29 protein-coding genes and 1 tRNA gene are annotated in these 21,591 nt (G+C 70.2%); 20 read left to right on the top strand and 10 right to left on the bottom strand.

Annotation, left to right across the window (positions count from 1 at the left end; all coding sequences use genetic code 11):
* Window positions 1-76: 76 nt before the first annotated feature.
* The 5 genes from ACTIGN_RS21555 to ACTIGN_RS21535 form a co-directional block, all read right to left on the bottom strand.
* Entirely contained in the window at window positions 77-1,633 is a 1,557-nt protein-coding gene (locus ACTIGN_RS21555) for a hypothetical protein (RefSeq protein ID WP_439627659.1), read from the bottom strand.
* Window positions 1,630-2,640 carry a hypothetical protein gene (locus ACTIGN_RS21550; RefSeq protein WP_439627657.1) on the bottom strand — a complete coding sequence of 337 codons (1,011 nt, stop codon included), beginning with the start codon at window positions 2,638-2,640 and terminating at the stop codon, window positions 1,630-1,632. The genes ACTIGN_RS21555 and ACTIGN_RS21550 overlap by 4 nt, the downstream gene beginning before the upstream one ends.
* 109 nt (window positions 2,641-2,749) lie before the next feature.
* The gene (locus ACTIGN_RS21545) at window positions 2,750-3,058 is read right to left on the bottom strand and encodes a DUF1580 domain-containing protein (RefSeq protein WP_439627655.1); all 309 of its coding nucleotides are present in this window, start codon (window positions 3,056-3,058) and stop codon (window positions 2,750-2,752) included.
* Window positions 3,059-3,129: 71 nt separating this feature from the next.
* Window positions 3,130-3,855, bottom strand: coding sequence for a hypothetical protein (locus ACTIGN_RS21540; RefSeq protein ID WP_439627653.1), 726 nt, complete (start codon window positions 3,853-3,855; stop codon window positions 3,130-3,132).
* Window positions 3,856-3,941: 86 nt separating this feature from the next.
* The gene (locus ACTIGN_RS21535; RefSeq protein WP_439627651.1) at window positions 3,942-5,234 is read right to left on the bottom strand and encodes a tyrosine-type recombinase/integrase; all 1,293 of its coding nucleotides are present in this window, start codon (window positions 5,232-5,234) and stop codon (window positions 3,942-3,944) included.
* A gap of 374 nt (window positions 5,235-5,608) precedes the next feature.
* On the opposite strand from ACTIGN_RS21535, the gene ACTIGN_RS21530 reads away from it, so the two are divergent.
* From ACTIGN_RS21530 to ACTIGN_RS21460, 15 genes are all read left to right on the top strand, one after another.
* Window positions 5,609-5,911, top strand: a complete 303-nt coding sequence (locus ACTIGN_RS21530) for a DUF1580 domain-containing protein (RefSeq protein WP_439627648.1) — start codon at window positions 5,609-5,611, stop codon at window positions 5,909-5,911.
* A 254-nt stretch (window positions 5,912-6,165) separates the two neighbouring features.
* Entirely contained in the window at window positions 6,166-6,375 is a 210-nt protein-coding gene (locus tag ACTIGN_RS21525; protein ID WP_439627646.1) for a hypothetical protein, read from the top strand.
* Window positions 6,376-6,447: 72 nt separating this feature from the next.
* Entirely contained in the window at window positions 6,448-7,449 is a 1,002-nt protein-coding gene (locus tag ACTIGN_RS21520; RefSeq protein WP_439627644.1) for a ParB N-terminal domain-containing protein, read from the top strand.
* Window positions 7,446-7,673, top strand: coding sequence for a hypothetical protein (locus ACTIGN_RS21515; RefSeq protein WP_439627642.1), 228 nt, complete (start codon window positions 7,446-7,448; stop codon window positions 7,671-7,673). The genes ACTIGN_RS21520 and ACTIGN_RS21515 overlap by 4 nt, the downstream gene beginning before the upstream one ends.
* 360 nt (window positions 7,674-8,033) lie before the next feature.
* Window positions 8,034-8,399: a hypothetical protein gene (locus tag ACTIGN_RS21510; RefSeq protein ID WP_439627640.1), complete on the top strand. Its 366-nt coding sequence runs from the start codon at window positions 8,034-8,036 to the stop codon at window positions 8,397-8,399.
* Window positions 8,396-8,635: a hypothetical protein gene (locus ACTIGN_RS21505; RefSeq protein ID WP_439627638.1), complete on the top strand. Its 240-nt coding sequence runs from the start codon at window positions 8,396-8,398 to the stop codon at window positions 8,633-8,635. The genes ACTIGN_RS21510 and ACTIGN_RS21505 overlap by 4 nt, the downstream gene beginning before the upstream one ends.
* Window positions 8,636-8,685: 50 nt before the next feature.
* Entirely contained in the window at window positions 8,686-9,423 is a 738-nt protein-coding gene (locus tag ACTIGN_RS21500; RefSeq protein ID WP_439627636.1) for a hypothetical protein, read from the top strand.
* A gap of 68 nt (window positions 9,424-9,491) precedes the next feature.
* Window positions 9,492-10,118 (top strand): hypothetical protein, encoded by a 627-nt coding sequence (locus ACTIGN_RS21495; RefSeq protein ID WP_439627634.1) that lies wholly within the window; start codon window positions 9,492-9,494, stop codon window positions 10,116-10,118.
* 70 nt (window positions 10,119-10,188) lie between these two features.
* Entirely contained in the window at window positions 10,189-11,559 is a 1,371-nt protein-coding gene (locus tag ACTIGN_RS21490; protein ID WP_439627632.1) for a hypothetical protein, read from the top strand.
* Between the two features lie 38 nt (window positions 11,560-11,597).
* Complete coding sequence (locus tag ACTIGN_RS21485; protein WP_439627630.1) at window positions 11,598-11,888, top strand: hypothetical protein; 291 nt, start codon at window positions 11,598-11,600, stop codon at window positions 11,886-11,888.
* 48 nt (window positions 11,889-11,936) lie between these two features.
* Window positions 11,937-12,620, top strand: coding sequence for a hypothetical protein (locus ACTIGN_RS21480; RefSeq protein ID WP_439627628.1), 684 nt, complete (start codon window positions 11,937-11,939; stop codon window positions 12,618-12,620).
* 43 nt (window positions 12,621-12,663) lie between these two features.
* Window positions 12,664-14,121: a PKD domain-containing protein gene (locus ACTIGN_RS21475; protein WP_439627626.1), complete on the top strand. Its 1,458-nt coding sequence runs from the start codon at window positions 12,664-12,666 to the stop codon at window positions 14,119-14,121.
* A 12-nt stretch (window positions 14,122-14,133) separates the two neighbouring features.
* Window positions 14,134-14,760, top strand: a complete 627-nt coding sequence (locus tag ACTIGN_RS21470; protein WP_439627624.1) for a hypothetical protein — start codon at window positions 14,134-14,136, stop codon at window positions 14,758-14,760.
* Window positions 14,757-15,077, top strand: coding sequence for a hypothetical protein (locus tag ACTIGN_RS21465; RefSeq protein ID WP_439627622.1), 321 nt, complete (start codon window positions 14,757-14,759; stop codon window positions 15,075-15,077). Before ACTIGN_RS21470 ends, ACTIGN_RS21465 begins: the two co-directional genes overlap by 4 nt.
* A 50-nt stretch (window positions 15,078-15,127) precedes the next feature.
* Window positions 15,128-15,397 (top strand): hypothetical protein, encoded by a 270-nt coding sequence (locus ACTIGN_RS21460; RefSeq protein WP_439627620.1) that lies wholly within the window; start codon window positions 15,128-15,130, stop codon window positions 15,395-15,397.
* Between the two features lie 179 nt (window positions 15,398-15,576).
* Here the strand turns inward: ACTIGN_RS21460 and ACTIGN_RS21455 are convergent, their stop codons facing one another.
* The 3 genes from ACTIGN_RS21455 to ACTIGN_RS21445 form a co-directional block, all read right to left on the bottom strand.
* Window positions 15,577-16,068, bottom strand: a complete 492-nt coding sequence (locus ACTIGN_RS21455) for a helix-turn-helix domain-containing protein (RefSeq protein WP_439627618.1) — start codon at window positions 16,066-16,068, stop codon at window positions 15,577-15,579.
* A 56-nt stretch (window positions 16,069-16,124) separates the two neighbouring features.
* On the bottom strand, window positions 16,125-16,541 hold the full coding sequence (locus ACTIGN_RS21450) for a hypothetical protein (protein WP_439627616.1): 417 nt from the start codon (window positions 16,539-16,541) through the stop codon (window positions 16,125-16,127).
* Between the two features lie 98 nt (window positions 16,542-16,639).
* A complete protein-coding gene (locus ACTIGN_RS21445; RefSeq protein WP_439627614.1) occupies window positions 16,640-16,945 on the bottom strand; it encodes a helix-turn-helix domain-containing protein in 306 nt (101 codons plus the stop codon).
* A 159-nt stretch (window positions 16,946-17,104) separates the two neighbouring features.
* Between ACTIGN_RS21445 and ACTIGN_RS21440 the strand changes: the two genes are divergently transcribed.
* From ACTIGN_RS21440 to ACTIGN_RS21420, 5 genes are all read left to right on the top strand, one after another.
* Entirely contained in the window at window positions 17,105-17,233 is a 129-nt protein-coding gene (locus tag ACTIGN_RS21440) for a hypothetical protein (protein ID WP_439627612.1), read from the top strand.
* An 80-nt stretch (window positions 17,234-17,313) separates the two neighbouring features.
* Window positions 17,314-17,727 carry an SWIM zinc finger family protein gene (locus tag ACTIGN_RS21435; protein ID WP_439627610.1) on the top strand — a complete coding sequence of 138 codons (414 nt, stop codon included), beginning with the start codon at window positions 17,314-17,316 and terminating at the stop codon, window positions 17,725-17,727.
* 120 nt (window positions 17,728-17,847) lie between these two features.
* Entirely contained in the window at window positions 17,848-18,120 is a 273-nt protein-coding gene (locus tag ACTIGN_RS21430; RefSeq protein ID WP_439627608.1) for a hypothetical protein, read from the top strand.
* A gap of 132 nt (window positions 18,121-18,252) precedes the next feature.
* The gene (locus ACTIGN_RS21425) at window positions 18,253-19,287 is read left to right on the top strand and encodes a hypothetical protein (RefSeq protein ID WP_439627606.1); all 1,035 of its coding nucleotides are present in this window, start codon (window positions 18,253-18,255) and stop codon (window positions 19,285-19,287) included.
* A 248-nt stretch (window positions 19,288-19,535) separates the two neighbouring features.
* Complete coding sequence (locus ACTIGN_RS21420) at window positions 19,536-19,928, top strand: hypothetical protein (protein WP_439627604.1); 393 nt, start codon at window positions 19,536-19,538, stop codon at window positions 19,926-19,928.
* A 52-nt stretch (window positions 19,929-19,980) separates the two neighbouring features.
* On the opposite strand, the gene ACTIGN_RS21415 is transcribed toward ACTIGN_RS21420, so the two are convergent.
* Entirely contained in the window at window positions 19,981-21,276 is a 1,296-nt protein-coding gene (locus tag ACTIGN_RS21415) for a tyrosine-type recombinase/integrase (protein ID WP_439627603.1), read from the bottom strand.
* Between the two features lie 124 nt (window positions 21,277-21,400).
* A tRNA-Pro gene (locus ACTIGN_RS21410) sits at window positions 21,401-21,474 on the bottom strand.
* Window positions 21,475-21,591 lie beyond the last annotated feature (117 nt).

Raw genomic sequence — 21,591 nt, 5'->3', positions numbered from 1 at the left:
GTGCGCCGGGCCCGCCACCGTGGCGACGGCTTCGGCCGCCGCCACCGGCCGTTCATCAACTTCCAGTTCGACAGGCTCATGCGAGGCCCCTCCGCTTCAGGACCGTCTCGCGGAACCGGAGCCACGCGCCCACGTCGCTGTCCTCGCCGACGACCGACCAGCCGGCCGCCCGGTAGCCCCGCACCCGCTGTCGCGACCAGAATGCGGCGAGCGGGTGCCCGGTGTCCCGGGCATCGACGACGAGCAGGGGCCGTGCGTCGGCGTCCGTCGTCACCCTCCAGTTCTTGGGGAGCGGGGCGGAGCCGTCCCCGGCGTCGGCCCGGACCACGACGCCGTACTCGTCGCCGGTCAGGGCCTCGACGCCGAGGGCGGTGGCGATGACCCCGCGGGTGGCGGCGGTCGCGCCGTACTTCACGCTGGACGTGTCGTCGCCGAGGCCGGAGATGAGCGGCCAGCCGGGCAGGTACATTGCGAGCGCCGTGGCCTGCTTCAGGTTCTCGGCGAGCAGCAGGACGTGCTGCGGCACCCCGACGTGCGGCATCGCGGCCAGGGTCGGAACGAGTCGGACGAGTTCCTCGTGGTCGCCGATCTGGAGCGCACGGGCGACCCGTGCGAGCCGCCGGTTCCGCGCCGGGTTCATCCGGATCTTGTTGCCGATGTACGGGATCGTGTTCTTCACCGAGTTGTCGACGTGCGTGTTCAGGAACGCGACCTGCACCGGCCGCTCGATCGACCCGACGGTCGGGATGAGCAGCTCGCCCGGGCCGTAAAGCTGCCAGGACCGGGCAATATCGAAGGGCGAGCGCGGGTAGTCGATCGGGAGGAACCCGAACACCTTCGCGGTGGCGACGTTGACGAGGCGCTCCAGCAGCCCGACCGCGGTCCGCACCGGCGGCACCGTCGGGTCGTTCGGGTCGGTGAGCGGCGCGGCCGTGAGCGGGTCGGTCCAGGTCGCGTACAGCGCGTCCACGACGAGCACGACGTCGGCCCGGGCGAGGTCGACGAGCCCCATCTGCCCGAGCAGGGTGACCACCACCCGCCGCTGAACATCCGGGACGGCACCGCCGCCCGTCGTCTCGGGCGTGATGCCGTGCCGGGCCAGCAGGTGCGTGAGGGCGACAGCGTCATCACGCCGCCGAACGATGACGACAACCCGCGCGGTGGCGAGCGCCAGGCACACCTGGGTGACGAGCAGCAGCGGGTCGACGCCGGGGCCGTACCGCACGAGCCCCCGCTCGCGGTCCCCGAGGAACCGCACGACCGCCGGGTCGGTGGCCATCGAGTCGGCGTCGGCAACGGGTTCGGCACCGGCAACGGGTTCGGCACCGGCAACGGGTTCGGCACGACCGGGGCGGGGGCCATCGACGACTCGCACGCCCGCGGACGCGAGGAGGCCCCGGCAGACGGGCCCCATCCCAGCCCACATCCGCACCTTGACCTTGCCGGTCGCGGTGCGGGCGGCGGCGAACAGCGCCTGGTCGCCGGGGGCGAACTCGGTGCCGTTCCCGCCGCGGTCCTCGACGCGCCCGACCCGGAGCGCGCCGAGGACGCCGCACACCGGGGCCGGGATGACGTCGATGAACTGGCCGCTGGGCGTGATCGCGACCGGCGTGGTCCGCGGCGTGTGCGTCACGGCGTCCCTCCTGCCGCGCCGCGGCCGCCGCGGGTGGCGGTGGAGTCGGTTCGGCGATGGGGCCGGCCGCGCACCTCGTCGGCGATCTGCTCGACCGCGGCCTCGACGGACTGGGCCGGGGGAGGCACACCCAGCCAGTTCGAGAGCAGGCCGTGGGCGTACTGAGCGTCCGGGTACTCGTCCGCGCGGAGCGCGAAGCAGTCCTCGCGACCCCGGGCCTCCCGGGCGAACGTCCGGATTGCCGTGCCGATCGCCCGCCGGGCACCCTGCATCGACTTGTGGCAGCCGTCCGGCGGCCCGAGGATCTCGTCCCTGGCCTCGGAGTACGGGGTGCCGCGGGCGAGCGCGTCGGCCAGCCGCCGCTGCTGCTCGGGTTCAAGGCGAGCGACGGTCTCGACGTCCCGCTCCGGAAGCCGCCCGAGCCGGACAGCGTCCTGGAGTGCAGGCCGTAGGTGAAGCAGCACGAGGTCGCGCTCGAGGCTCCGCTGGGCGCGGCCGAACGCCTCCCGGATCATCCGCTGCCGCGTCGCCTCGCGCTCCCGCCGCACCTCCGCGGTGCGCTTGCGCGGCGGCCGACGGACGACCGCCCCGGCCCAGGCCTGGTACAGCCTCGCCGTCACGAGCCGCGCGTCGAACGGGGACGGCGCCGTGCGACGGATCACGGCCCCGAGGTGGAGCTGGGCCGCACGCAGTGCCAGTTCCGTCTCGCACAGGGCGTCGCACCCGTCGCACTCCCGGACCTCGACGCGCGACCGCCCGGACCGCTGGGCCGCCCGGAAGCCCACCATCCCGAACAAGATCATCGACCCGGCGACGACGAGCACGGGGAGCCCACCCCGTGCGATCTGCGCCAGGTAGTCGTCCATCGACGGCTCGGCCCCCGGGACGGCGTGCGCGTACGCGGTGAGGACGGCGTGGGGCGTGAGGTCGTCGAGCGGGACACCATGGTCGGCCGGGGGCGCGGGGTCGCGTGTGGCCGGAGAAGGATGTTGGTCGCGCTGTGGCATGGTAGAGACCTGGTCTGGTGTGTGGTGTCGGTGGGGCGGGACTCACGGGACGGGTGCCCGGGCCGTGGGCGTCGCGTACGGCGCGTCTCGGACATACCTGAGTGGGCCGCTAGAGCCCGAGCCGGTCCAGCTCGCGGTCGGCGCGCCGCGCCCGCGACCGGCTGGGGGAGTCGATGGTTTCGTCGGCGGGGGCGTGGGGACACTCGGCAAAGCGGGCGAGCGCCTCGACCGACGTGTACCAGCACCCGCCGACGCGGAGCGCGTCGAGGCGGCGGCCGCGGACCCCGCGGTGAATCCAGCGGATGATGGTGGAGCCGTGGGTCTTCTTCGCGTGACGGGTCGGCGGCAGCATGGCGGCCGCCTGAGCCACAGAGATGAGCTTTTCGGTCTTAATGTCGATCATCGCGTGCTCCGGCATGGTGATGCTCGGTCCTGCACGCTGTTTCACTGACGGCTCGCTGGGACGGCCGTACCCAAAGTGTGGGACGGCTACCCCAGGTATTCGGGCTTGATGCGGTGGCCCCTTTGTTGGTCCACGTCGATGGCGTCGCGGACCTCCTTCGGAAGTCTTTTCAGCGTCCGCTCGGGGTGGCTGAGTTCGAGGCGATACTCCTTTTGAACTTGCGACTTGAGGGTCTTGAGGGAAACCCACTCGCCGGAGTCCAAGATGCCCTGCACGAGCGAGGCCGCTTCGTCACCAACCTGGTACTGGACGCCGTCCACGGTCACGATTCCAGTCGCTGGCGTCGCGGCCAGTCGAATCGTTGAGGTGCGGGGGACCTGCTGGAGCACCCCGCCGAGCCAGTCGGACACCACCGCGAGTTCGCGAGCCTCAAAGCCAACAGGGCAATCGTCCATCGGCACCCGGTAGATCTGGAAGCCACCCAGCGGCACCAAACCGCGGCGTCGCAAGTCCCCGACGAGAAGGTATGCGTTGCTGAGCGCCGAGGATGACGGGCGGTTCTGGTGCGAATACGAGAAGTTCACCGCGTCCCAGTACCGGTACAGGTCCGCGACACGTCCGACCCAGGCGTACGCCAGCTCGACCGAAAACCCGGGCGGCGGGGGCGACCAGTCAAACCGGCCACCCCCTGCAGTGGACTCGTCGGGCCCGACGAACCAATCCGTCGGGGGCCAACAGTCGAACGTCGGCCTGTCGGCCGCACGAGCGCCCGTGAACAATTCTGCCGCCGATTTCGGTTCGTCGCGCTTCACGGGGGCCTCGCTGAGTACGAACTCGGGGTGGAAGGCGTGTCCCGGAAGCCAGCCGGGACACGGGTCAGTGCCGGCCTCAACGGCCATCACCCGAGCCGGGCCATGGCGTTCCGGGCCGCCCCCCGGTCGACGTCGGCGTACACCTGGGTGACGCCGAGTTCGCGGTGCCCGAGCACCGCCTGCACCATTTCGAGCCCGAGCTCCTTGCGGAGGCGCGTGGCCGCGGCGTGCCGGAGCTGGTTCGGGGACCAGACCGGGACGCCGGCGCGGCGGCAGCCGCGCTGCACCTCCTGCCGGTACCCCGCCACCGTGTAGTGCTTCCGCGGGGCGGCCCGCACGCCCGTGCCGGCCCTGGCCTTGGGTCGCTGCTGGGGCGGCCGGGTCGGTCGGAACACGTACCCGCCGCGGGCGGCGGCGAGCAGGGGCCGGATCACGGCCTGCGCCCGGGGGCCGAGGAAGATGACCCGCTCCAGCGCCTCGTCGTCGCTGTCGTTCGCGTGCTCGGTTTTGTGGACCGCCGGCCGGTACTCCCAGACCGGACCGGTGCAGTCGATGTCGCCGGCCCGCATCAGCACGACCTCCTGGGGCCGGCACCCGCAGAGCCACTGGACCCGGGCCATCGCCGCGACGGTCGGGGGCACGCGCTCCAAAGCCGCCTCGACGTGCCCGGCCGCGACCGGCCGCACCCGCCCCTTCTCCCGCGCCGCCGAGCGGTTCTTCTTCAGCCCCGGGGCCGCCCGGAGCGCGGCGTACACGCCGGGCGGGAGCAGCTCCTCGGCGACGGCACAGCGGAACACCCGCTTGACCCGGCCGATCTGCTTGTTGATGGTCCGGCGGGCCAACCCCACCCGGACCACCTTGGTCTCAAACGCGACCGTCCCGTCCGGGGCGGTGACCTTGACCCGCCGCGTGACCGGCTCGCGAATCATCGTCTGCTGGAGGTCCCGGAGCACGAGCGGGCCGATCGCGGTGACGGGGAGGCCGCCGCAGTGGCGGCGGAGCACCCGGAGCGCGGACTTGAGGGGGTGGAGCTCGCCGGTCGGCCGGCCGTTCTTGACGTAGTAGTTGTTCGCGAACTGCCAGTAGCGCAGGATCAGTTCGCCCACCAGGAGCGGCGGTCCAGAAGCCGCGGCCTTTGGAGTCACTTCGGGCGGTGGGAGCGGGGCGGACGCCGTCGAGACTCGGCGCGCGAGAATGTCCCCGAGGACGCGGTCGTAGGCGACCCGGCTCTCGGGCGTCCCGAATTTTCCGAGGTAGTGGGAGTGGCCCTGGTAGACCACGACGGCCTGGCCGGTGGCCTTGTGGTGGCGGTACGACGGGATGCGGTGCTTGGGCATGGCGTGCAGATCCTTCTCGGCGAAGTGAGTAGTACTACTCACTTCCGAGGGACTCTGCCGCACCTCCGACCACCGGAGGGTACGCCGGAACCGGCGTTCGGCGAAGAACTTAAAACGAGTCGGGCTGACAGGATTCGAACCTGCGACCTCTTGGTCCCGAACACACCGCCGGACCCCCGCTCAACCCCCACGAGACCCAGGGATTTCTAGCGGACGAGCATACCCGACCGCCACGGACAAGTCACCACATCTCGGACAAAAACACCCTACGAATCGCGGACCGCCGGCGAGTTGTGCGGAAGATTCCGCGCTTCCTTCCGCGAGTGCTTTTGGCCCGGCGTGTCGCGTCTCTGCCGCTCCGTCGTGCCTGTCACATCGGCCGTTGGTGTCCGTCGTGTCACCCGGAGCCGAACACCATGTCCGCCGCACTCATCGCCGAAGGCCCGCGCCCCATCGCCGCCGTCGGCCGCTCGAACCCCGCGACGAAGAACCTGAACCCGCGGACCCTGCTGAGGTGGGCACAGCGGGGCGTCCGCGGCGTGAAGCTCGAATCGCTCCAGGTCGGCGGCCGGCTGATGAGCACGGCGGCCGCCCTCGACCGGTTCCTCGCCGCTCTCAACGCCGGGCCGGAACCCGCGCCGTCGGCCCCGCGGTCCCCGGCCGAGCGTCGGCGGGCGAGTGCCGCGGCCGGGGAAGAACTCGAACGGCTCGGGGTCTGATCCGTCCCCGCCCGCGCGGGCGAGATTTGGCGGGCCGGCCGCTTGCCGCTCACCTGTGCAACGCGACGAGGGTTGTCGCTCACCGAAGCCGGGATGCTGATCGTCGGCATCCTGGACCCGCCCGTCTGGCCCGCCGCGAAACCGGTCAACGGACCTCTGGCAACTGATAGTCGCCCGTACACTCGGTTGGTGGCACGCCGAAACGTCGGCGTGCCATTGGCCGACCGTCGAGCACCCCGCACCACGAGCCCACCATGAACACGAGCACCGCGACCGCCGACCCGCCCCCGTTCCTGAGCCCGCTCGCCATCAGCTTGAGGACCGGATTGAGCACAGACGTGATCCGCAAGCGGATCCGCACCGATCCCGTGTTGAGGGGCATGTTCAAGCTGCTGGGCCGCCAGCTCGTGGCGGAGGCGGCAGCACTGCCGATGATCGCTGAGCGGCTCGCACAGAAGAGATGAAAACGAACACGCCCCGGGCTGCTGTGGCGGCTACCCCGAGGCGTGTTCTCACCAACTACTCGTATCAGAATCATGGCGCACGAACGTACACCCGTCAAGCTGGTCCCACAATTTGTGCGGATCGGTGACGTCCGGATCGGTGACCGCGTCCGCAAGGACCTGGGCGACCTCGCCGCACTCGCCGAGAGCATGCGGACCGGACTGCTCCAGCCGATCGGGCTCGGCCCCGACATGGAGCTGATCTTCGGCGAGCGGCGGCTCCGGGCCGCCGAGCGGCTCGGGTGGACCGACATCCCCGCCCTCATCTTCCTGAACCTCGACGACGCCGTGTCGCAGGCCCGCGCGGAGCGGGACGAGAACCACTGCCGCAAGCAGTTCGAGCCGACGGAACTCGTCGAGGCGGGCCGCCGGCTCGAAGCGCTGGAGCGCCCTGCGGCCGCCGCCCGTCAGCGTGACCTGGGCCGGAGCCACGGCCCCCCTTCCGGAAATTTGCCGGAAGGGGGGTCAAAGAAAGGTGACGTCCGCGACAAGGTCGGCGACGCCCTCGGGGTGAGCGGCAAGAAGTACGAGATGGGTAAGCGGGTTGTCGAGGCCGCAGAAGCGGACCCGGACCGGTTCGGCGACCTGCCCGCGAAGATGGACGAGACCAGCGTCGCGGCCGCGTACCAGCTCCTCAAGGAGCGGCAGGCCGACCACTGCGACGGCGACGACGAACCCGATACCGAGTTGGAGCACGTCGCCGAGCCGACGCCGATCGCCGGCCGAGAGCCCTCCGGCCCGGTACGCAACCGGCCGTCAAGGCGGCCGAAGCACAACACCTTCGACCCGACCCCGGCCGACCTCGCCGAGATCCGCGACGACGCCAAGCGGCTCCTGGGGCGGCTCTGCCGTGCCGCAACCGAGCGGCGGCCGTTCCGGCTCGCACTCGAACGCCGCGGGGTGTCGCTCAACATCGACGACCTGACGGGCATGGATCGCACCGGGGACAGCCACCAGACGAACCGCGTGCTCGACGTGGACGCGCTCACGGCCATCATCGCCGCGGTCGCCGACGTTGCGGGGGGCCGGCCATGAAGCCCGCAACGGCATCCAGCGTGATCGGCGTGATGGGGCTCGTGCAGCGGCTCCTCGACTTCGCGGGGCGAACCAGCTTCGAACCCGACGTGGAGCCGCTCGCCGCGGCCGTGGTCGATGGGCTGCACCGTCGCCAGTACGATCCGGCACTCCACGCCGCGGCCGAGACGCTGGCCATCCTCTCGGCACGGTACACCCCGGCCGAGCTGTCGAAGCACAACTAACCCGGCTGCGTCGGGCAGCGGGCCGCGGTTCGAATCCGCGGCGGGTTCTTGGGGAGCGATCCCCAGTCGCCGTGGGCAGGCAGCTCGTTCCGTTCGCGGGCGAGGTGGGGCGGTTCCCGCGAGGGGCCGCGGTCGCGGGGCGACTCATCAAGTACCGCGGGGGTCTCTCACAACACTGGTGGGGGTAGGGGGGCTTTTTGACTTTCTCTGTAGGTGACCGGCGCGGCCCGAGTTTGACGACGGCGAGAATGGAAGGTTCGGTGAACGCCTCTGGGCCGATCAGCGGCCGCCCGCGAGGGCGAGGTTCAGAACGGCCAACCGAGAGGCATCGGCCGGTCAGGGCATGCGGAGTGGCAGACGGTGGCACAGCGTGGCAGATCATCGGCGGACGACACCCTCGCGGCGGAACTCGCAAGCGGCCGGACCGTCGCGGAGGCGGCCGGCGCGGCTCACGTCTCCGCTCGAACGGCCTACCGCCGGCTGAAGGACGAGGCGTTCAACCGGCGCGTCGTCGAGTTGCGAGACGCCATGATCTCCCGGGCCGCGGGCCGACTGGCGGATTCGCTGACCGAGGCGATTGGGGTTCTGCGGACCCTGCTCGGTTCCGACTCGGAGCCGGTGCAGCTGCGGGCCGCGGACCGGATCCTCGACCACGCGATTCGGGTCGCCCAGCTCGAAGAACTTGAGCGGCGGGTTCGTGAACTGGAATCGAGGGCCAAGCAGTGAACCTCAGAGCCCGCATCGAGAAGCTCGAAGCGATCCCCGCGCCCGTGTCCGAGGACGAGGTGGACCGGCTCCTTCTCGACATCGACGAGGCGGCACGCCTGGACCCGGAGGCGGGCCTCGCCGCCGTGCTGGACAAGCACCCTGACGTGCTGACCGAGAAGGAAAACGTGCGATTCCTCTTGGCCGTTTCACGCCGGCGGCAACTCCGCGAAGACGCGGCCGCCCGCACCACATGACCGCCCCTGCGTAGACGAGAACTCTATCCACCGCCGATGAGGAAGAACTGATGCGCGTGCTCGACATGGCCGAACACCTGACCGATGAGCAAGTGGCCCAGCGTGCGGCCGCGGCCGAGCGGAACCGCCGGGACGAGGAGCAGCAGCGACGCCAGCGGGACGCCGTGGCCGCCGCCGAGCGGGCCAAGGTCGCCGCCGTACTCGACGCCAGGGCGGGCCGGTTGGCCGCGGTCGCCGCGAAGTTGGTGGCGAAGCTCCAAGCCGACGAGGGCCTTCTGAAGTGGGTTGCGGCCGACCGCATCATCGCACCCGGCGAGCCTCTCCCGCCGGCCGACGTCGAGCGGTACGCGACCTCGATCGAGGTCTCCGTCGGTCAGGCCCGCGGCGACGGGACGGGTGGGTTGATCGTCGTGGTTCGGTCCGCCGACCCGAACGTCTGTGAGCGGCTGTTGGCCGAGGAGACGGACCCGGTGTCCGCCGCACTCGCCGGGCGCGAGCGGGTGTCACTGTCCGACGGCCCGCTCCGGCAAGCCATCCACGCGGCCCGCGTCGGTGCCCGGCTGCAGGGCTCCGCCCGGGTCGATGACCGCGTCACGGTCGCGAGCAAATTCGATGCGGACCTCGGGCAGAGGGTGCAGACGGTCCACGGGCACTTCACCAGATACCAGACGCTGAGCGTCGCGATCGGGACCGATCCTCAGCCCGACGGCCCCACGAAGCCGGCCCGGGTGCTGAAGGACGGGTGGACCTCCGGCGGGGGCCGGCGGGCCGGCATCGGTGCCGACTGACCGCCGCGGCCGGGTTCACGCACCACGCACAGCAGGGGCCGACGATGGGGAGCCGGAGAGCGGTCGCGATGAGCGAGGCGGAGCACTTCGCCCGCGACCAGGAGAACAAGAACCGGGCCGCGGCGGTCGCCTCCGCACGCCGGGCGGCCCTGCTGTCCGTGTGCGAGTCACTCGCCCGGTCGCTCCGCGCGGATTCGGACGTCGCCCGTGTGGTGCGGCCGGAGCACGTCAGGACCGCCGAGAGCGAGTTGCCGCCCCTGTGGACCGAGACCTACCCGACGGCTGTGCTGGTCGCCGGCGGCCGCGTGTGGCCCGACGACTGGCACGGGCTCGGGGGGCTCGCCGCGGAACTGATCGTCGAGGTCCGGGGCACGGACCGGGCCGCCTGCGACGGGGTCATCAGGGTCGCCGAGAAGTTCACCGGGAACCCGACGTGGGGGTACTTCTCCGGCACCGGCACCCCGCCCGCCCGCGAGGACTCGCCCCTCGTCCGCGTGGTGCGGGCCGCCCAGTTCGATCGCGACGGGTGGCGGCTCGACGACTGGAGCCGGACCGCCGAGGAGGCGGACCTCCGCACCGTGACGGGCCGCACCTACGACCCGGACACCGCCGGCTACGTCGCCCGCCGCGAGGGGTACTGGAAGCGGGCGGACGTGTTCCGCATCCTGATCGACCCGAAGCGGGTGCGGACCTGACCCCGACGGATCTCGCCCGCGCGGGCGAGCGCTCCCCGCCCATTCCTCTGACCAAACAGCGAGTGACAACATGGCCGGCGAACTGACTGCGGGTGCGGGCGGGACGGGCGACGGGCCGGTGAGCGTGGCCCTCACCGCCGACGTCAGCCAGTTCGAGCGGCAACTCGACAAGGCGGGTGCCGCGTTCGGCGAGATGACCAAGCACATGGAGGACCGGATCAGGTCCGCCGCGGACAAGGTCAAGAAGTCGAGCGAGAAGTCGGGCGAGTCCCTGAAGCGGATCGGCGAGGCGGTCGCCGGCGGGTTCGGCGGGGGGCTCGCGGCCGGCGGCGTGATGGGGGCGTTGACCGCGATCGGCGACGTCGGCGGCAAGGCGATCAAGGAACTCGCCGTCGGGCTGCGGATGGTCAACACGGAGGGCCTCGCCATGTCCCGGTGGTCCGCGGACGTGGCGGACAAGTTCGCCCGCATGAACAAGAACCGGGACGACTCGCTCGCGGCCCTCGTCGACCCGGCGGGCCAGAAGGCCGAGCTGGAGAAGCAGATCGCCGAGTTGGAGGCGAAGAGGATGGCCCTCACCACTACGTCGGACGAGGTGGTTCAGAAACTCGACAACGCCAACAGCGTGTTCTCGAAGGACGGCTGGAACTGGTGGGTGACCGGGAAGTTCGACTCCACCGTGGAACAACTTAAGGGCGGGCTGGGGGAGATGAACGCCCAGGCCGCCGAGGTCGCCAAGCGGCTCGGCGACGCCAAGGAGAAGCTGGAGCAACTCGCCGACGCGAGCAAGAACAAGGCATTCGTCGGTGCCCTCAACCGGTTTGGCGCGGACCTCGATACGAAGCTCGCCGGAATGTCGATGAGTCCGTTGGAGCAACAACTTCTGGGCATCCAGAAGCAGTTCAACGCGACCGACAAGCAGATGGAGAAGGTGCTCGACAAGGCCCGCGAGTTCGAGAAGGTGCAGAAGGAGTTCGAAACCAAGATCAAGTTCGACGAGACCCTGAAGCAGCTCAACTTCGAGGCCGCCATCATCGGCTTGGGCGACCGCGACAAGAAGAGGGCGGATTTCCAGCGACAAGGATTCAACGAGGACCAGCTCGATGTACTCATGGGTCAGTGGGACGCGAACGAGGCACGCCAAAAGGCCTACGCCCCCAAGCTGCCCGTGCCGCGGGCGGAGGTCGCCCTCGCGGGCAGTCGGGAGGCGGCCGCCACGATCATCGCCAACACGGGCCGCGGCGGGATGAACCCGGCGGCCGCCGCCCAGCAGGCCCAGGCGAAGCAGGTCGAGCAGGGGAACATGGTGGTCGGGTTGCTGAAGACGCTCGCCGACCAGGGGACGAAGGCGATCGAGCAACAGAAGGTGTACGAGAAGCTGCTCCGCGAGCAGACGCTGAAGGCCGGCGGGGACGACATGCTGTTCCCGATCGACGGGTGAGTCGGGGGCCGCGACCGGTGGTTAGGGGGGCAGTTCGGATGGGCGTCAACCAGATCAACCTGCGGTTCTTCAAGGCGGACCACGACCCGGCGGCGACGCTCGACCTCGGGCCGTTCGCGAACGTGGGGGCCACCGAGGACGGCCTGTTGTGCGCGTCCGAGCACGACGACGGCACCACCTCGGGCTACGTCGTGGCCCGCTGGGAGGGGAACGGCTGGACCGTCAACGGCGTCGAGGGCGTCCTCTGGCGGTCGATGGTCCTCTACCCGACCGCCTTCGCCGATAGCGCGGACAAGACCTTCGAGGGCTACCGCCCGGAGGCGTTGTAGGACACGGCCCGGGTTCCCGCCCGCGCGGGCGAGCGGCATCGGCCGGGCATGAGCACGTCAACCTCGTGGGTGTCCGAACGCCTGTCCCTTGCCGCGCCGGCCGGCGCGGTCGACCGGGTCCGGGGGATCGTCAGGAACGTCCGCCTCGTGGGGCCGGTGTCGGTGTCGTGGGGCCGGCGATACCCCACGCACGTCCTCGCGGCCGCGGTGTCGAAGTTCGCCGGCGTGCCCTCGAACCTGGACCACAGCTTCGACTACCAGAGGGGCCAGCCGATCCCGGTCCCGCCGGAGAAGGTGTTCGGCCGGATCCTCGAGCCGCGCGTCCACGGCGACGGCCTGCAAGGTGACCTCCACTTCAACGTGGCCCACGGGTTCGCCGCTCCCTTCGCCTGGGCGTGCGAGAACGAGCCGACGGCCTACAGCTTCTCGCCGCTGATGAACGTGCGGTGGCAGCGGGAACGGGACCGCGACGGGTTCTTAGTTGCCGCTGAGATCGTCCAGGTGCTGAGTGTTGACGTGGTGGACAAGGGCGGCACCACAGAGTCCGTGTTCGAGTCGTGGAACCGGCGGGTCGGGGCCGAGATCCCCGCCGTCGTCGCCGAGAGTGCGAGGGCGGCTCAGCTCCGCTCGATCGTGACCGACCTCTGCACCGGATCCGCACCTGCAACCGCTGCTCCCCCGCATCGCGTCAGCCCGGCCGACCTCGTGGCCGCGTTCGAGCCCAGTAGCTGAGGAAGCATCGGCCGCAGACCCATCCTCGACCCGTGAGACCGGTATGCTCGGCGGACTCACCCCCGCGGCCGCGATGAAGCTGAGGGCCCTGCTCAACCAGCGGCCCGCCCGCGCGGGCGGCGGGCCGGGCGGGTGGACACGGCACGTCCAGGTCGTGTGGTGCGGCTCCCTCGCCGGCTCGTCCCCGCGGCCCCACTACAGCGGCTCCCTCCAGAACGTGCCGGGGCTCGACGACGGCGACTGGGAGGACGCGGGCGAGGAGAGCGTCGTGCTCGCCGACCTCGACGGGATCGAGCTGAACCCCGGGCACCCGTACCCCGCGGTCGTCGCGGGCGAGAAGGACGGGGTGCCGCTGTACTGGACCCTGGCGTCGCCGCAGACGACGAAGGGCGACCTCGCCGTCCACGACGGCGACCGGAACGTCCGGCTCCCGGTGGGCGAGGACGGCCAGGTGCTGACGGCGGACGCGGCGGAAGACCTGGGGGTCAAGTGGGCGTCCGTGGCCGACGCGCTCACCGCCGGGTGCCACATCGACATCACCGAGGACGGGGTGGTCAACGTCACCCCGACCGGCCTGGCCGGGACCAATTCGCTCACCGGGCTCGTGACCGGCCCCGGGGCGTGCCCGCCGCTGGCGATCGACACCGAGGTGGACAGCACTACGACCGAGACGCTCCTCGTGGACGCGGACATCACGCTGTACGCGGGCAAGGTCCGGCTCGTCAAAACGAAGGTCACGTACACCAACCACTTCAACGCGCTCGGCGTCCACATCGACCGCACCGCCGGCGAGCCGGTGGCGACGAACAAGGACCTCGACCTGTGCGACCTGGAGGCGTGCTGTGCGGCGGAGGAGTTGACCGCCGAGTGCACGCGGAGCGACGCCGAGACGGACACCGAGACGGCGGTGGACTTCACGGTCACCCCGAGCGGCGGGGTCGGCCCGTACACCTACCTGTGGACCTTCGGGGACGGCGAGACGAGCACGGACCAGAACCCGAGCCACACCTACGAGGAGGCGGGGCCGTACTCGCCGTCGGTGACGGTGACCGACGCCTGCGGGACCGAGGTGACGTGCGGCCCGGGGACGGTGACGGTGGCCGAGCCGGCGGGGTGCGAACCGACGACTCTGGAGTGCGGGGAGTTCACATCCGGGACCAACCCCACCGTCTACCTGAAGAGTGTGACGACGACGTGCCCGTGCTACGACCCGGGCATGCTGGGCGCGATGAACTGGGAAGCGAAGGCGGCATGGTGGATCGGGTCCATCCCGGGCGTCAACTGCCCCGGCCAGTTCAGCTACGCGACGCTCCAGTGCAGCGGGGACTGGATCAGCGTCATCTCGATGGGCAACGGGGGCTCCACGGGCAACGTCGCCGCGACCGAGGTGTGCGAACTGTCCCCCGGCGTGTACCGCTGGACGTTCAACGGGACGCTGGGCGGCGGGTCCGGGGCGTGTGCCACCATCCCGATCACCTGGGTGATCGAAAGCGTTCCCTGATGCGAGGTCACCGTGTCGAAGTTCATCCTCGTCGTCGGGCATGTCCGGTCCGGAACGAGCGCCGTCGCGGGCGTGCTCCGGGCGCTGGGCGTCTTCATGGGGAGGGGGTTCCTCCCGGCCGGCGAGTGGAACCCGGCCGGGGACTGGAGCGACTTGGAGTTCAAGTCGCTCCACCTGGAGGCGACCCACCGTGGCTTCGCCGCCGTGGCCGATCGGTACTCGGCCCTCGTCCAGGAGCGTCGAGAGCACGGCGCGTGGGGCCTGAAGTGCCACGCGCTGCTCTCCGAGAAGGTGTGGCCCGACGCCGTGGCCGCACTGCCCCGGCCCGACCTCGTGATCCGGACCGAGCGGGCGATCGAGGAGAGCGTCGCGTCCCTCGAACTACGCCGGGGCGACCGGGGCGTACTGGGGGATTGCCGGCGTCTCGTCCTGGACACCGCCGCCCAGGCGGACCGCATCGCTCGATCGCTCGGGGCACCCGTCCTCGAAGTGCGGTTCGGCGAGTTGGTACGTGACGCGGCGTCCGGGGTCTCGCGCATCGCCGCCGCGGTCGGCCTCTCCGCCACCGCCTCAGCGGTGACGGCCGTGCGAGCCGACCTCCACCGCGTCACGATCGCCAACAGCGAGGAGCCCGCGTGAGCCGCTCCCCCCACGCCAGCCACCTGAACCCCCGCTGGGGCGTCGACCCGCAGTGGACCGAGCGGGCCGGCGGGCCGGCGGCGTCCGTGGCCCTGTCCGGCGGGCAGGTGGTCATCGACCCGGCCTCCGCACCACCGGCCGCCCACAAGCCCGCCGTGCTCCGCCCGCTGCCGTGCGTTCACCTCGGCCGCGTGGTGAAGCGATCCGGATGCCGGACGTGCCGCCGGGACGACGGCCGCACCTGCGACGCCGGCCGCGGCACCGTCCGCCAGTCGGTCGAGTGCGAGACGTGCCCGGGGTACGAGCCGGACGCCTGAGCCCCGCCCGCGCGGGCGAGAATCCTTGAACCACCTCTGAAGGAATGATCATGTACGACCTCGACGTCTCCGCCGTTGCTGCCGCTCTCGACTCCCCCGGCAAGGTGGCCGCGTTCCTCGTGGACCTGCTCAACGCCCTGAAGCTTGAAGCGGCCGGACGCCAGGCGGTGCTGGCCGCGGTGGGGCCGATCCTCAACGCCCCGGACGACCCGGCCACCTCCGGCATCGGGGCGGCGGTCGCGAGCATGACCAACGACGGTTCGACGGCGGAAGCGAGGCGGTTCGCGGCGTCGGTGGTGAGCGGCTGGGAACGAGGTTGAACCGTTGGCGAAAAGACGATGGTTGCCGCGCGAGTCTAAGTGCAGCCGGGCCGGGCGGTTGACGTGATCCGACGGCCCAAACAGGGCGACCGACGCGCGGGTTGAGTCGTTGCCTACTGAACAACAACCGACGCCGGCGGGGAGCACTCCCCGCCGGCGTCGTGCGTCGTGCGATCACCTCAGTCTAGGTCTTCACATGGGTCGAGCTGCCCCACCGGCACACCAAGAGCTGCGGCGATTTTCTCAAGAGTTTTGCGGGTTGCGGTGTAGGTAGCAGTTTCAATCCGGCTGATATGAGGCTGCGGCAAACCAGCTTTCTCAGCCAGCTGAGTCTGCGTCAGCCCCATCTCTTCACGGAGTTTCCGAATCTTCGCCCCGACGTGACGCGACCAGTTGCTCGCCATCGGGTGGACCGGATGATCTCCCGCGAGGGCGAGCGGATTCGAGGCGACCTGACCCTGGGTCATGATCTCAAGCATCGCCGTCTTGATCTTAACCCGCTCCTCGCGATCGCTCGTTTTTTGCCACTCGTTCATCAGGGCAAAAAGATCGTCTCGGTCGGCCGGGTCCAGTCGGTTGATCCGGTTCATGATGACCGACAATGCGAGAACGAACTGCTGGTCCTCTTCGGGCAGGTTGTCGAGCACCTCATAGGTTTCCTTTGCGGTCACGGCTCTACCCCCCTGCGAATGGTTCACGTTGGTCCCCTGTTGGTCTGTGTCGTGTGTCAATTGCTGGCAAGGTACTTACGCAATCTGTACCGCATCAGTGGCGCGACCCAACCCGGGGTCTTGCCGTCGTTTTTCTTGTTGATCGTGCCGAGAACAACAAGCGTTCTTTTGCCCCGGCAGACAGCGAAAAAAACACGAATGTTGATCTTCCCAAGGATACCTCCCTTGTCGCGAAGTTCAAACAAATCGTTGAACGGCCTCACATCCACCGTCGGGCTATTAGAGGGCTCGTCCTCGGTAGCGAGTTCACGGAATTGCCGTGAAACGTGGTCGTACTGCTCCTCAGTCAGGATGCCCATGGCCTCCCGGTGGGACTGGTCAAGCAGGTCCACATTCCACTTGTAACCCGGTGGCGGCCCCGCGCCTTCTTTGACGCCGACCTTGACTGGTTTCCGTGCGTGGTCGTCGGCCATCCGTAGTTCCTCTTGAGATGAGGTGCGGAACTACGTTGCATAGTATACACCATTATGCAGCATGTCAACTGCATAATCGGTTTAGGCCGCAAGGTCGTTCACTTCCCCTTGCCTCTCTTCTTCGCCGTCGTCCCAGCCCCGCCCGCGCGGGCGGCCGTCTCCCCCGCCCCGGGGAGCGATTCCCCGTCTGCGGGCGGTAGCAGGTCGCAGACGGTCACACCGTAGGCCGCTGCCAGCTTGTAGAGGATGGCTAGGGTCGGCACCCGCTTGTCCGTCTCGAAGCGGGCGATGCTGACGTGATGCACGCCCGACTTCTCCCCGGCGTCCTGTTGCGACAGGCCGGCCGCGTCGCGGGCCGCCTTCAGCTTCGCCGCGAGCCCATCGACCAGTTCTCTGTCTGGCATCAACTGCCCTCCCGCGTGTGAACTCGCCCCACATCAGTATAGCCAACTGGCAAGAATTTTCCAGATAGCCAGTTGACTAGCAATAGCCAGTTGGCTATAGTTCACCGTGTCGAGACGGTTGGTGCGGTCGGGCCGGAAACACCGAGTGGGGGACGCGAGATGTTCGGAGCACTGATCCAGGTCGTGTGCGGTTTGGCCCTGATCGCCCTCGGCAACGTCGTCGTCGGGAGTGTGGTCCTGGCCGGGGCCGGGCTGACGGCGGCGATGAGCGGCGGCGAGGACGAGTGACGTGAATGACGCGGCCCGGCCGGTGTTACGAGCACCGGCCGGGCCACTTCCCAACCCCTGAAGTTACCAGGAGTCGAGCAATGCAAGTTTACACCGAGCTGCTCCCCCCGACCAAGAGTGCCCCGCGGTCCGGCATCCGCTGGACGCCGGTCGGCCCCGGGACCGGGCTCCTCATCATCGAGAAGCCCCGGGTGATGGCGACCTACGCGGTCCGCGAGTTCCAGACCCCGTGGCCCGGCCGGGCGTTCCGGTTCGACTGCCGCGGCGGGCAGACCGACGCCGAGGGGGCGGCCGACGGCTACGACGTCTTCGTCCCGCACCGCGGCACCGAGTGGCGGTGCGACTGCAAGGGGTTCAGCTACGGCAAGGGCCGGCCTTGTAAGCACGTCGAGGCCGTGCGGGCGATCCTCGCGAACGGCTGGATGGACTCCCCAGTCAACCCGGACGCCGACACCGGCCGCACCGAGGTCGATGACCAGCCCGAGCAGTTCTGAGAACGCCCCCGGCCCCGGCCGCGCGCCCCCGCGGGGGCGCGGGCCCCCCCCCCCCCGCACCCCCCCCCCCCCGAGGGCCCCCCCAGACGCCAGCGGCCCCCCACCCACTGAGGACCGACCATGACGACTGCGACCAGGGCCACGAGGACGGCGGCGAAGAAGCCCGGCCGCACGGCGAACCGGACGGCGACCCGGACGGCGACCCGCACGAACCCGAAGCGGGACGCGGAGGCGCTCCGCGTGAAGCTCGTGCGGCTGTACCGGCTGGCCGAGTGGATCGACGAGGAGTGCCCGGCCGGCTACGCCTCCGACCCGATCCGCCAACTCTTCCTGGACACGGCCTGGGACTACGCGGCCGCCGCCGCAATCACCGACCGCGGCCGCGACTACTGAACCCCGTCGCGCGCCCGCGCGGGCGGACCACTGGTGTACGCATGATACCATCCGGGTGAGGTGCCACATTCGGAGTGGCACCTCGCTCCCGCATCGGCCGACAGTTCCCGCACCCCACCCGAGAGTTCCCCCATGTCGCAGATCGTCCGCCCCAAGCCCCGCCGCGTGACGCTCCCCCTGGAGCGGCTGCTGTTCGACACCGCGTTCCAGGTCCGCGGGGAGCCGTTCAACGAGGAGCACGTCCGCCGGCTCGTCGAGGCCCACGAGGACGGCGAGCGGTTCGAGCCGCTCGAAGTGGCCGAGGTCGCCCGGCCCGGGAGGTCGGCGGCCGACCCGTGGCTGTACGTGATCGACGGGTTCAACCGGGGCGAGGCGTACCGCCGCCGCGGGGTGTCCGGGGTCGAGTGCCTGGTGTTCGCCGGCACCCGCGAGGACGCCGAGCTGTGGGCCCTCTCCAGCAACGCCCGGCACGGGATGCAGCGGACCCCGGACGACTGCCGCCGGGCGTTCGACCGGCTCGTGTCGAACCCAATGCTCCTCGCCCGCGTGATCGAGGCCGGGAAGCGGAACGGCGGAACCGGCCGGGCCATCGCCCGGGCGTGCGGCCTGTCCCACGGCGTCGTGGACAAGTACATCGCTGCGGCCGGGCTGAGGGTGGACCGCATAACCGCCCGGCTCATCCCGGCCGAGGAGCTGTCGCGGGATCAGGTCGCCCGCGTCGAACTGGCCGAGGAGTTGAAGCAGCAGGGGCTGAGCACCACCCAGGCGGCCAAGGAGATCGGCGTGTCCCCGAGCACACTTGCCCGGGACGAAGTTGTTGTGCGGAAGAAGCGGGCGGAGAAGAAGCCGGCGACCGAGGTGCGGGCCGCCGAAGATCCCGTGTTGGCCGGTGCCGAAGCCTCTCTCGCCGAGTTCAAGAGGGCGGTGCGGGCCGCCGGCAGGTGCGTCGAGGATCTGCTCCGGTCGCGGTACGCGGGGCCGGTGCGGGCGGCCCTGAAGGCGGCCGGGTTCCCGACCGAGGTACAGGAGCGGGAGGAGCTGGCCCCGATCGGCGAGAAGGGTCCGCCGAAGACGATCAAGGTCGAGACGTGGCCCGTGCCCGCGGACCTCGCGGCGGCCGCCAGCAGCGTCGAGGCCCAGCTCTACGCGGGGCAGGCCGAGCGGTGAGCGGGCATCAGTTGTAACGGGGATCGTTACGACCGGCCCGGGGAGCGCTCCCCGGGCCGGTTCGTTTGGCCGCTAGCTCAACCGAACCGCGGGGGAGAACACCGCGGTTCGCCGCCCGCGCGGGCGGCGAAAGGGGCGGGTGTGCGGCAGGTTGCGGGACGCAGGAAAACTTGGCATTGCACGTCGAACAGGTAACCGCTATGTCGCGGCCCAGGTGGCAACGGAGGTAACCGAACCGAAGGACCAAGATGGGCCCGACAGAATTGCTGGTGGTGAACGTCTTCCAAGACATCGTGCGGCTGTCGCTGGTGGCCGTCGCCATCGTGTGCGTGAGCCTCGCCTATCTTGTTCTCCGACTGAAGCGGGGCGACGAGAATTCGACAGACCTCACGATGGAGAGAGCCGGGGTCAAGATTCAAGTACTGAAGGTGGGCCCCTTCATCGTGTTCGTGGCTGTGGCCGCCTTTTGCCTGTATCAGGCATGCAACGCCAACTTGTCCCGCCAAACGGCGGCCCAACCGTACGAGATGAGCACGTCCTACCGGCTTGCCACACCCGAGACGTCATCCGCGAGGATCCCGTCGCCGGGCGTACCGGTCCGCCCGGACGACAACCCCGCCGGGAATCAACGAGGGCGTTGATTCCCCCTTGTCCGTGGCCGGGATGCTCGATCGCGCGGTCGGGAGTACCTGCTCACCCGATCTCCGCGGCGACCCGTGCGGCGAGGGCCGCGTCCCGCTCGGCGTACACCTGGGTGACGTCGGCGGACTCGTGACCGAGCACGACCTGGGCCGCCTCCAGCCCGTACCGCTTCCGCACCTCGGTCCCGTGCGTGTGGCGGAGCTGGTTGGGGTGCCAGTGGTGCGCGTCCCGCCACGCCTTCAGTTCCGCCTTCTGGGCCGGGGTCAGCCGCAGCTTCCACTCCTTCCGGGACTCGCCGTCCCGCCGGGCGAGGTGGGCCGGGGGCGGGTAGGCCAGCTCGCACCCGCGGGCGACCGCCACGGCGTACCCGTGCGTCGTGTACCCCTCGCCTGGCGGCCGCAGTGGTTCGGCCTTCCTCTTCAGCTCGTTCCGCCGGAGGTGACTCGCCCAGCGGGGCGTCTTCCGGGCGGCCGCCCGCTCGGCCCGGAGCGACTCGACGGCCGAGCGGGGGCTGAAGTAGTGCGCGTCCGGGTCCGCGGGGGCGAACTCCTTGAGCACCGCCTGGGCCTTCGGGCCGATCGCCACGACGCGGGCCTTGCCCCGGTAGGCGTTCTTGTGGAGGGGCGGGCGGTACAGCCAGACGGGGCCGCTCGCGTCGAGGTCGCGGGGCCGGACCCGCACCACGTCTTGCGGCCGCATCCCGGTGAGGAGCTGCACCTCGATCATCCCGCGGACCGGGGACCGGACGAACGGCAGCGTGGCCGCGACCCGCCCGCGGTCCACGGGGCCGACCGGATCCGGCTCGGGGGCGTTCGTCCGCCCCTTCTGGAGCCCGGGGACCGACCGGAGCGCTTCCCACCGGTCGGCCGGCACCAGTTCGTTCTCGACGGCCCACCGGAACACCCGCTTCACCCGGTTGCACGCCTCGTTCACCGTCGGCCGCGCCCACCCCTTGCGGACCATCGCCTCGCGGACCTGCTTCAGCAGCACCGGCCCGAACAGGCGGGCGTGAACCTCCCCGGCCTCCTCCCGGAGAACCCGGACCGCGTACCGGACGCAGTCCACCTCGGACGTCGGCGACCCGTCCGGGTTGCGGTAGTGCTCGCCCGCGTGCTTCCAGTAGCGGAGGCACAGCTCGTTCACGGTGAGGTCGGCGGGGGCCGCGCGGTCGAGGCGGCCGGCGGCCAGGTCGTCGAGCACGCGGCGGTACTCGACCTTGGATTCGGGAGAGTCGTAGGGGCCGAGGAGGTAGTCCTTGCGGCGGTCACCGAGGTTCACGGTGACGATCGCCTGGCCGGACTGCTTGTGAAAACGGTACGCGGGGACGGGGTTCTTCGGTCGGGGCATGCAACACGCTCCGGGTGTTTTGCGGAAGGTTCCGCAAAACCCTGGGGTCTCGTGCCGCACGCCGGACCACCCGGCGGTAAGCTGAAGTGCTTCGGCTGAAAGGGGATACGTCTCGGAAATTCAGTCGGGCTGACAGGATTCGAACCTGCGACCTCTTGGTCCCGAACCAAGCGCTCTACCAAGCTGAGCTACAGCCCGCGATTCACTTCACGAGTCGTTATCTTAGTCACCTTGACCGAATTGTCAACTCCATCCGTCGAGCCGGCGGGGTGCAAGGTGTAGCCAACTTTTCTGGCGGCAGTGGGATGATTTGGG

The organism is Gemmata sp., assembly GCF_051859125.1.
Lineage (GTDB): Bacteria > Planctomycetota > Planctomycetia > Gemmatales > Gemmataceae > Gemmata.
Note: the sequence above shows the minus strand (reverse complement) of the source record. Positions and strands in the feature narration are given on the sequence as shown.

Bases quoted from the DNA above. Each gene is read 5' to 3' on its own strand.
- ACTIGN_RS21550 (WP_439627657.1), bottom strand. From the start codon at position 2,640: ATGCCACAGCGCGACCAACATCCTTCTCCGGCCACACGCGACCCCGCG.
- ACTIGN_RS21545 (WP_439627655.1), bottom strand. From the start codon at position 3,058: ATGCCGGAGCACGCGATGATCGACATTAAGACCGAAAAGCTCATCTCT.
- ACTIGN_RS21530 (WP_439627648.1), top strand. From the start codon at position 5,609: ATGTCCGCCGCACTCATCGCCGAAGGCCCGCGCCCCATCGCCGCCGTC.
- ACTIGN_RS21525 (WP_439627646.1), top strand. From the start codon at position 6,166: ATGAACACGAGCACCGCGACCGCCGACCCGCCCCCGTTCCTGAGCCCG.
- ACTIGN_RS21520 (WP_439627644.1), top strand. From the start codon at position 6,448: ATGGCGCACGAACGTACACCCGTCAAGCTGGTCCCACAATTTGTGCGG.
- ACTIGN_RS21515 (WP_439627642.1), top strand. From the start codon at position 7,446: ATGAAGCCCGCAACGGCATCCAGCGTGATCGGCGTGATGGGGCTCGTG.
- ACTIGN_RS21500 (WP_439627636.1), top strand. From the start codon at position 8,686: ATGCGCGTGCTCGACATGGCCGAACACCTGACCGATGAGCAAGTGGCC.
- ACTIGN_RS21495 (WP_439627634.1), top strand. From the start codon at position 9,492: ATGAGCGAGGCGGAGCACTTCGCCCGCGACCAGGAGAACAAGAACCGG.
- ACTIGN_RS21490 (WP_439627632.1), top strand. From the start codon at position 10,189: ATGGCCGGCGAACTGACTGCGGGTGCGGGCGGGACGGGCGACGGGCCG.
- ACTIGN_RS21485 (WP_439627630.1), top strand. From the start codon at position 11,598: ATGGGCGTCAACCAGATCAACCTGCGGTTCTTCAAGGCGGACCACGAC.
- ACTIGN_RS21480 (WP_439627628.1), top strand. From the start codon at position 11,937: ATGAGCACGTCAACCTCGTGGGTGTCCGAACGCCTGTCCCTTGCCGCG.
- ACTIGN_RS21475 (WP_439627626.1), top strand. From the start codon at position 12,664: ATGCTCGGCGGACTCACCCCCGCGGCCGCGATGAAGCTGAGGGCCCTG.
- ACTIGN_RS21460 (WP_439627620.1), top strand. From the start codon at position 15,128: ATGTACGACCTCGACGTCTCCGCCGTTGCTGCCGCTCTCGACTCCCCC.
- ACTIGN_RS21450 (WP_439627616.1), bottom strand. From the start codon at position 16,541: ATGGCCGACGACCACGCACGGAAACCAGTCAAGGTCGGCGTCAAAGAA.
- ACTIGN_RS21445 (WP_439627614.1), bottom strand. From the start codon at position 16,945: ATGCCAGACAGAGAACTGGTCGATGGGCTCGCGGCGAAGCTGAAGGCG.
- ACTIGN_RS21440 (WP_439627612.1), top strand. From the start codon at position 17,105: ATGTTCGGAGCACTGATCCAGGTCGTGTGCGGTTTGGCCCTGATCGCC.
- ACTIGN_RS21435 (WP_439627610.1), top strand. From the start codon at position 17,314: ATGCAAGTTTACACCGAGCTGCTCCCCCCGACCAAGAGTGCCCCGCGG.
- ACTIGN_RS21430 (WP_439627608.1), top strand. From the start codon at position 17,848: ATGACGACTGCGACCAGGGCCACGAGGACGGCGGCGAAGAAGCCCGGC.
- ACTIGN_RS21425 (WP_439627606.1), top strand. From the start codon at position 18,253: ATGTCGCAGATCGTCCGCCCCAAGCCCCGCCGCGTGACGCTCCCCCTG.
- ACTIGN_RS21420 (WP_439627604.1), top strand. From the start codon at position 19,536: ATGGGCCCGACAGAATTGCTGGTGGTGAACGTCTTCCAAGACATCGTG.
- ACTIGN_RS21415 (WP_439627603.1), bottom strand. From the start codon at position 21,276: ATGCCCCGACCGAAGAACCCCGTCCCCGCGTACCGTTTTCACAAGCAG.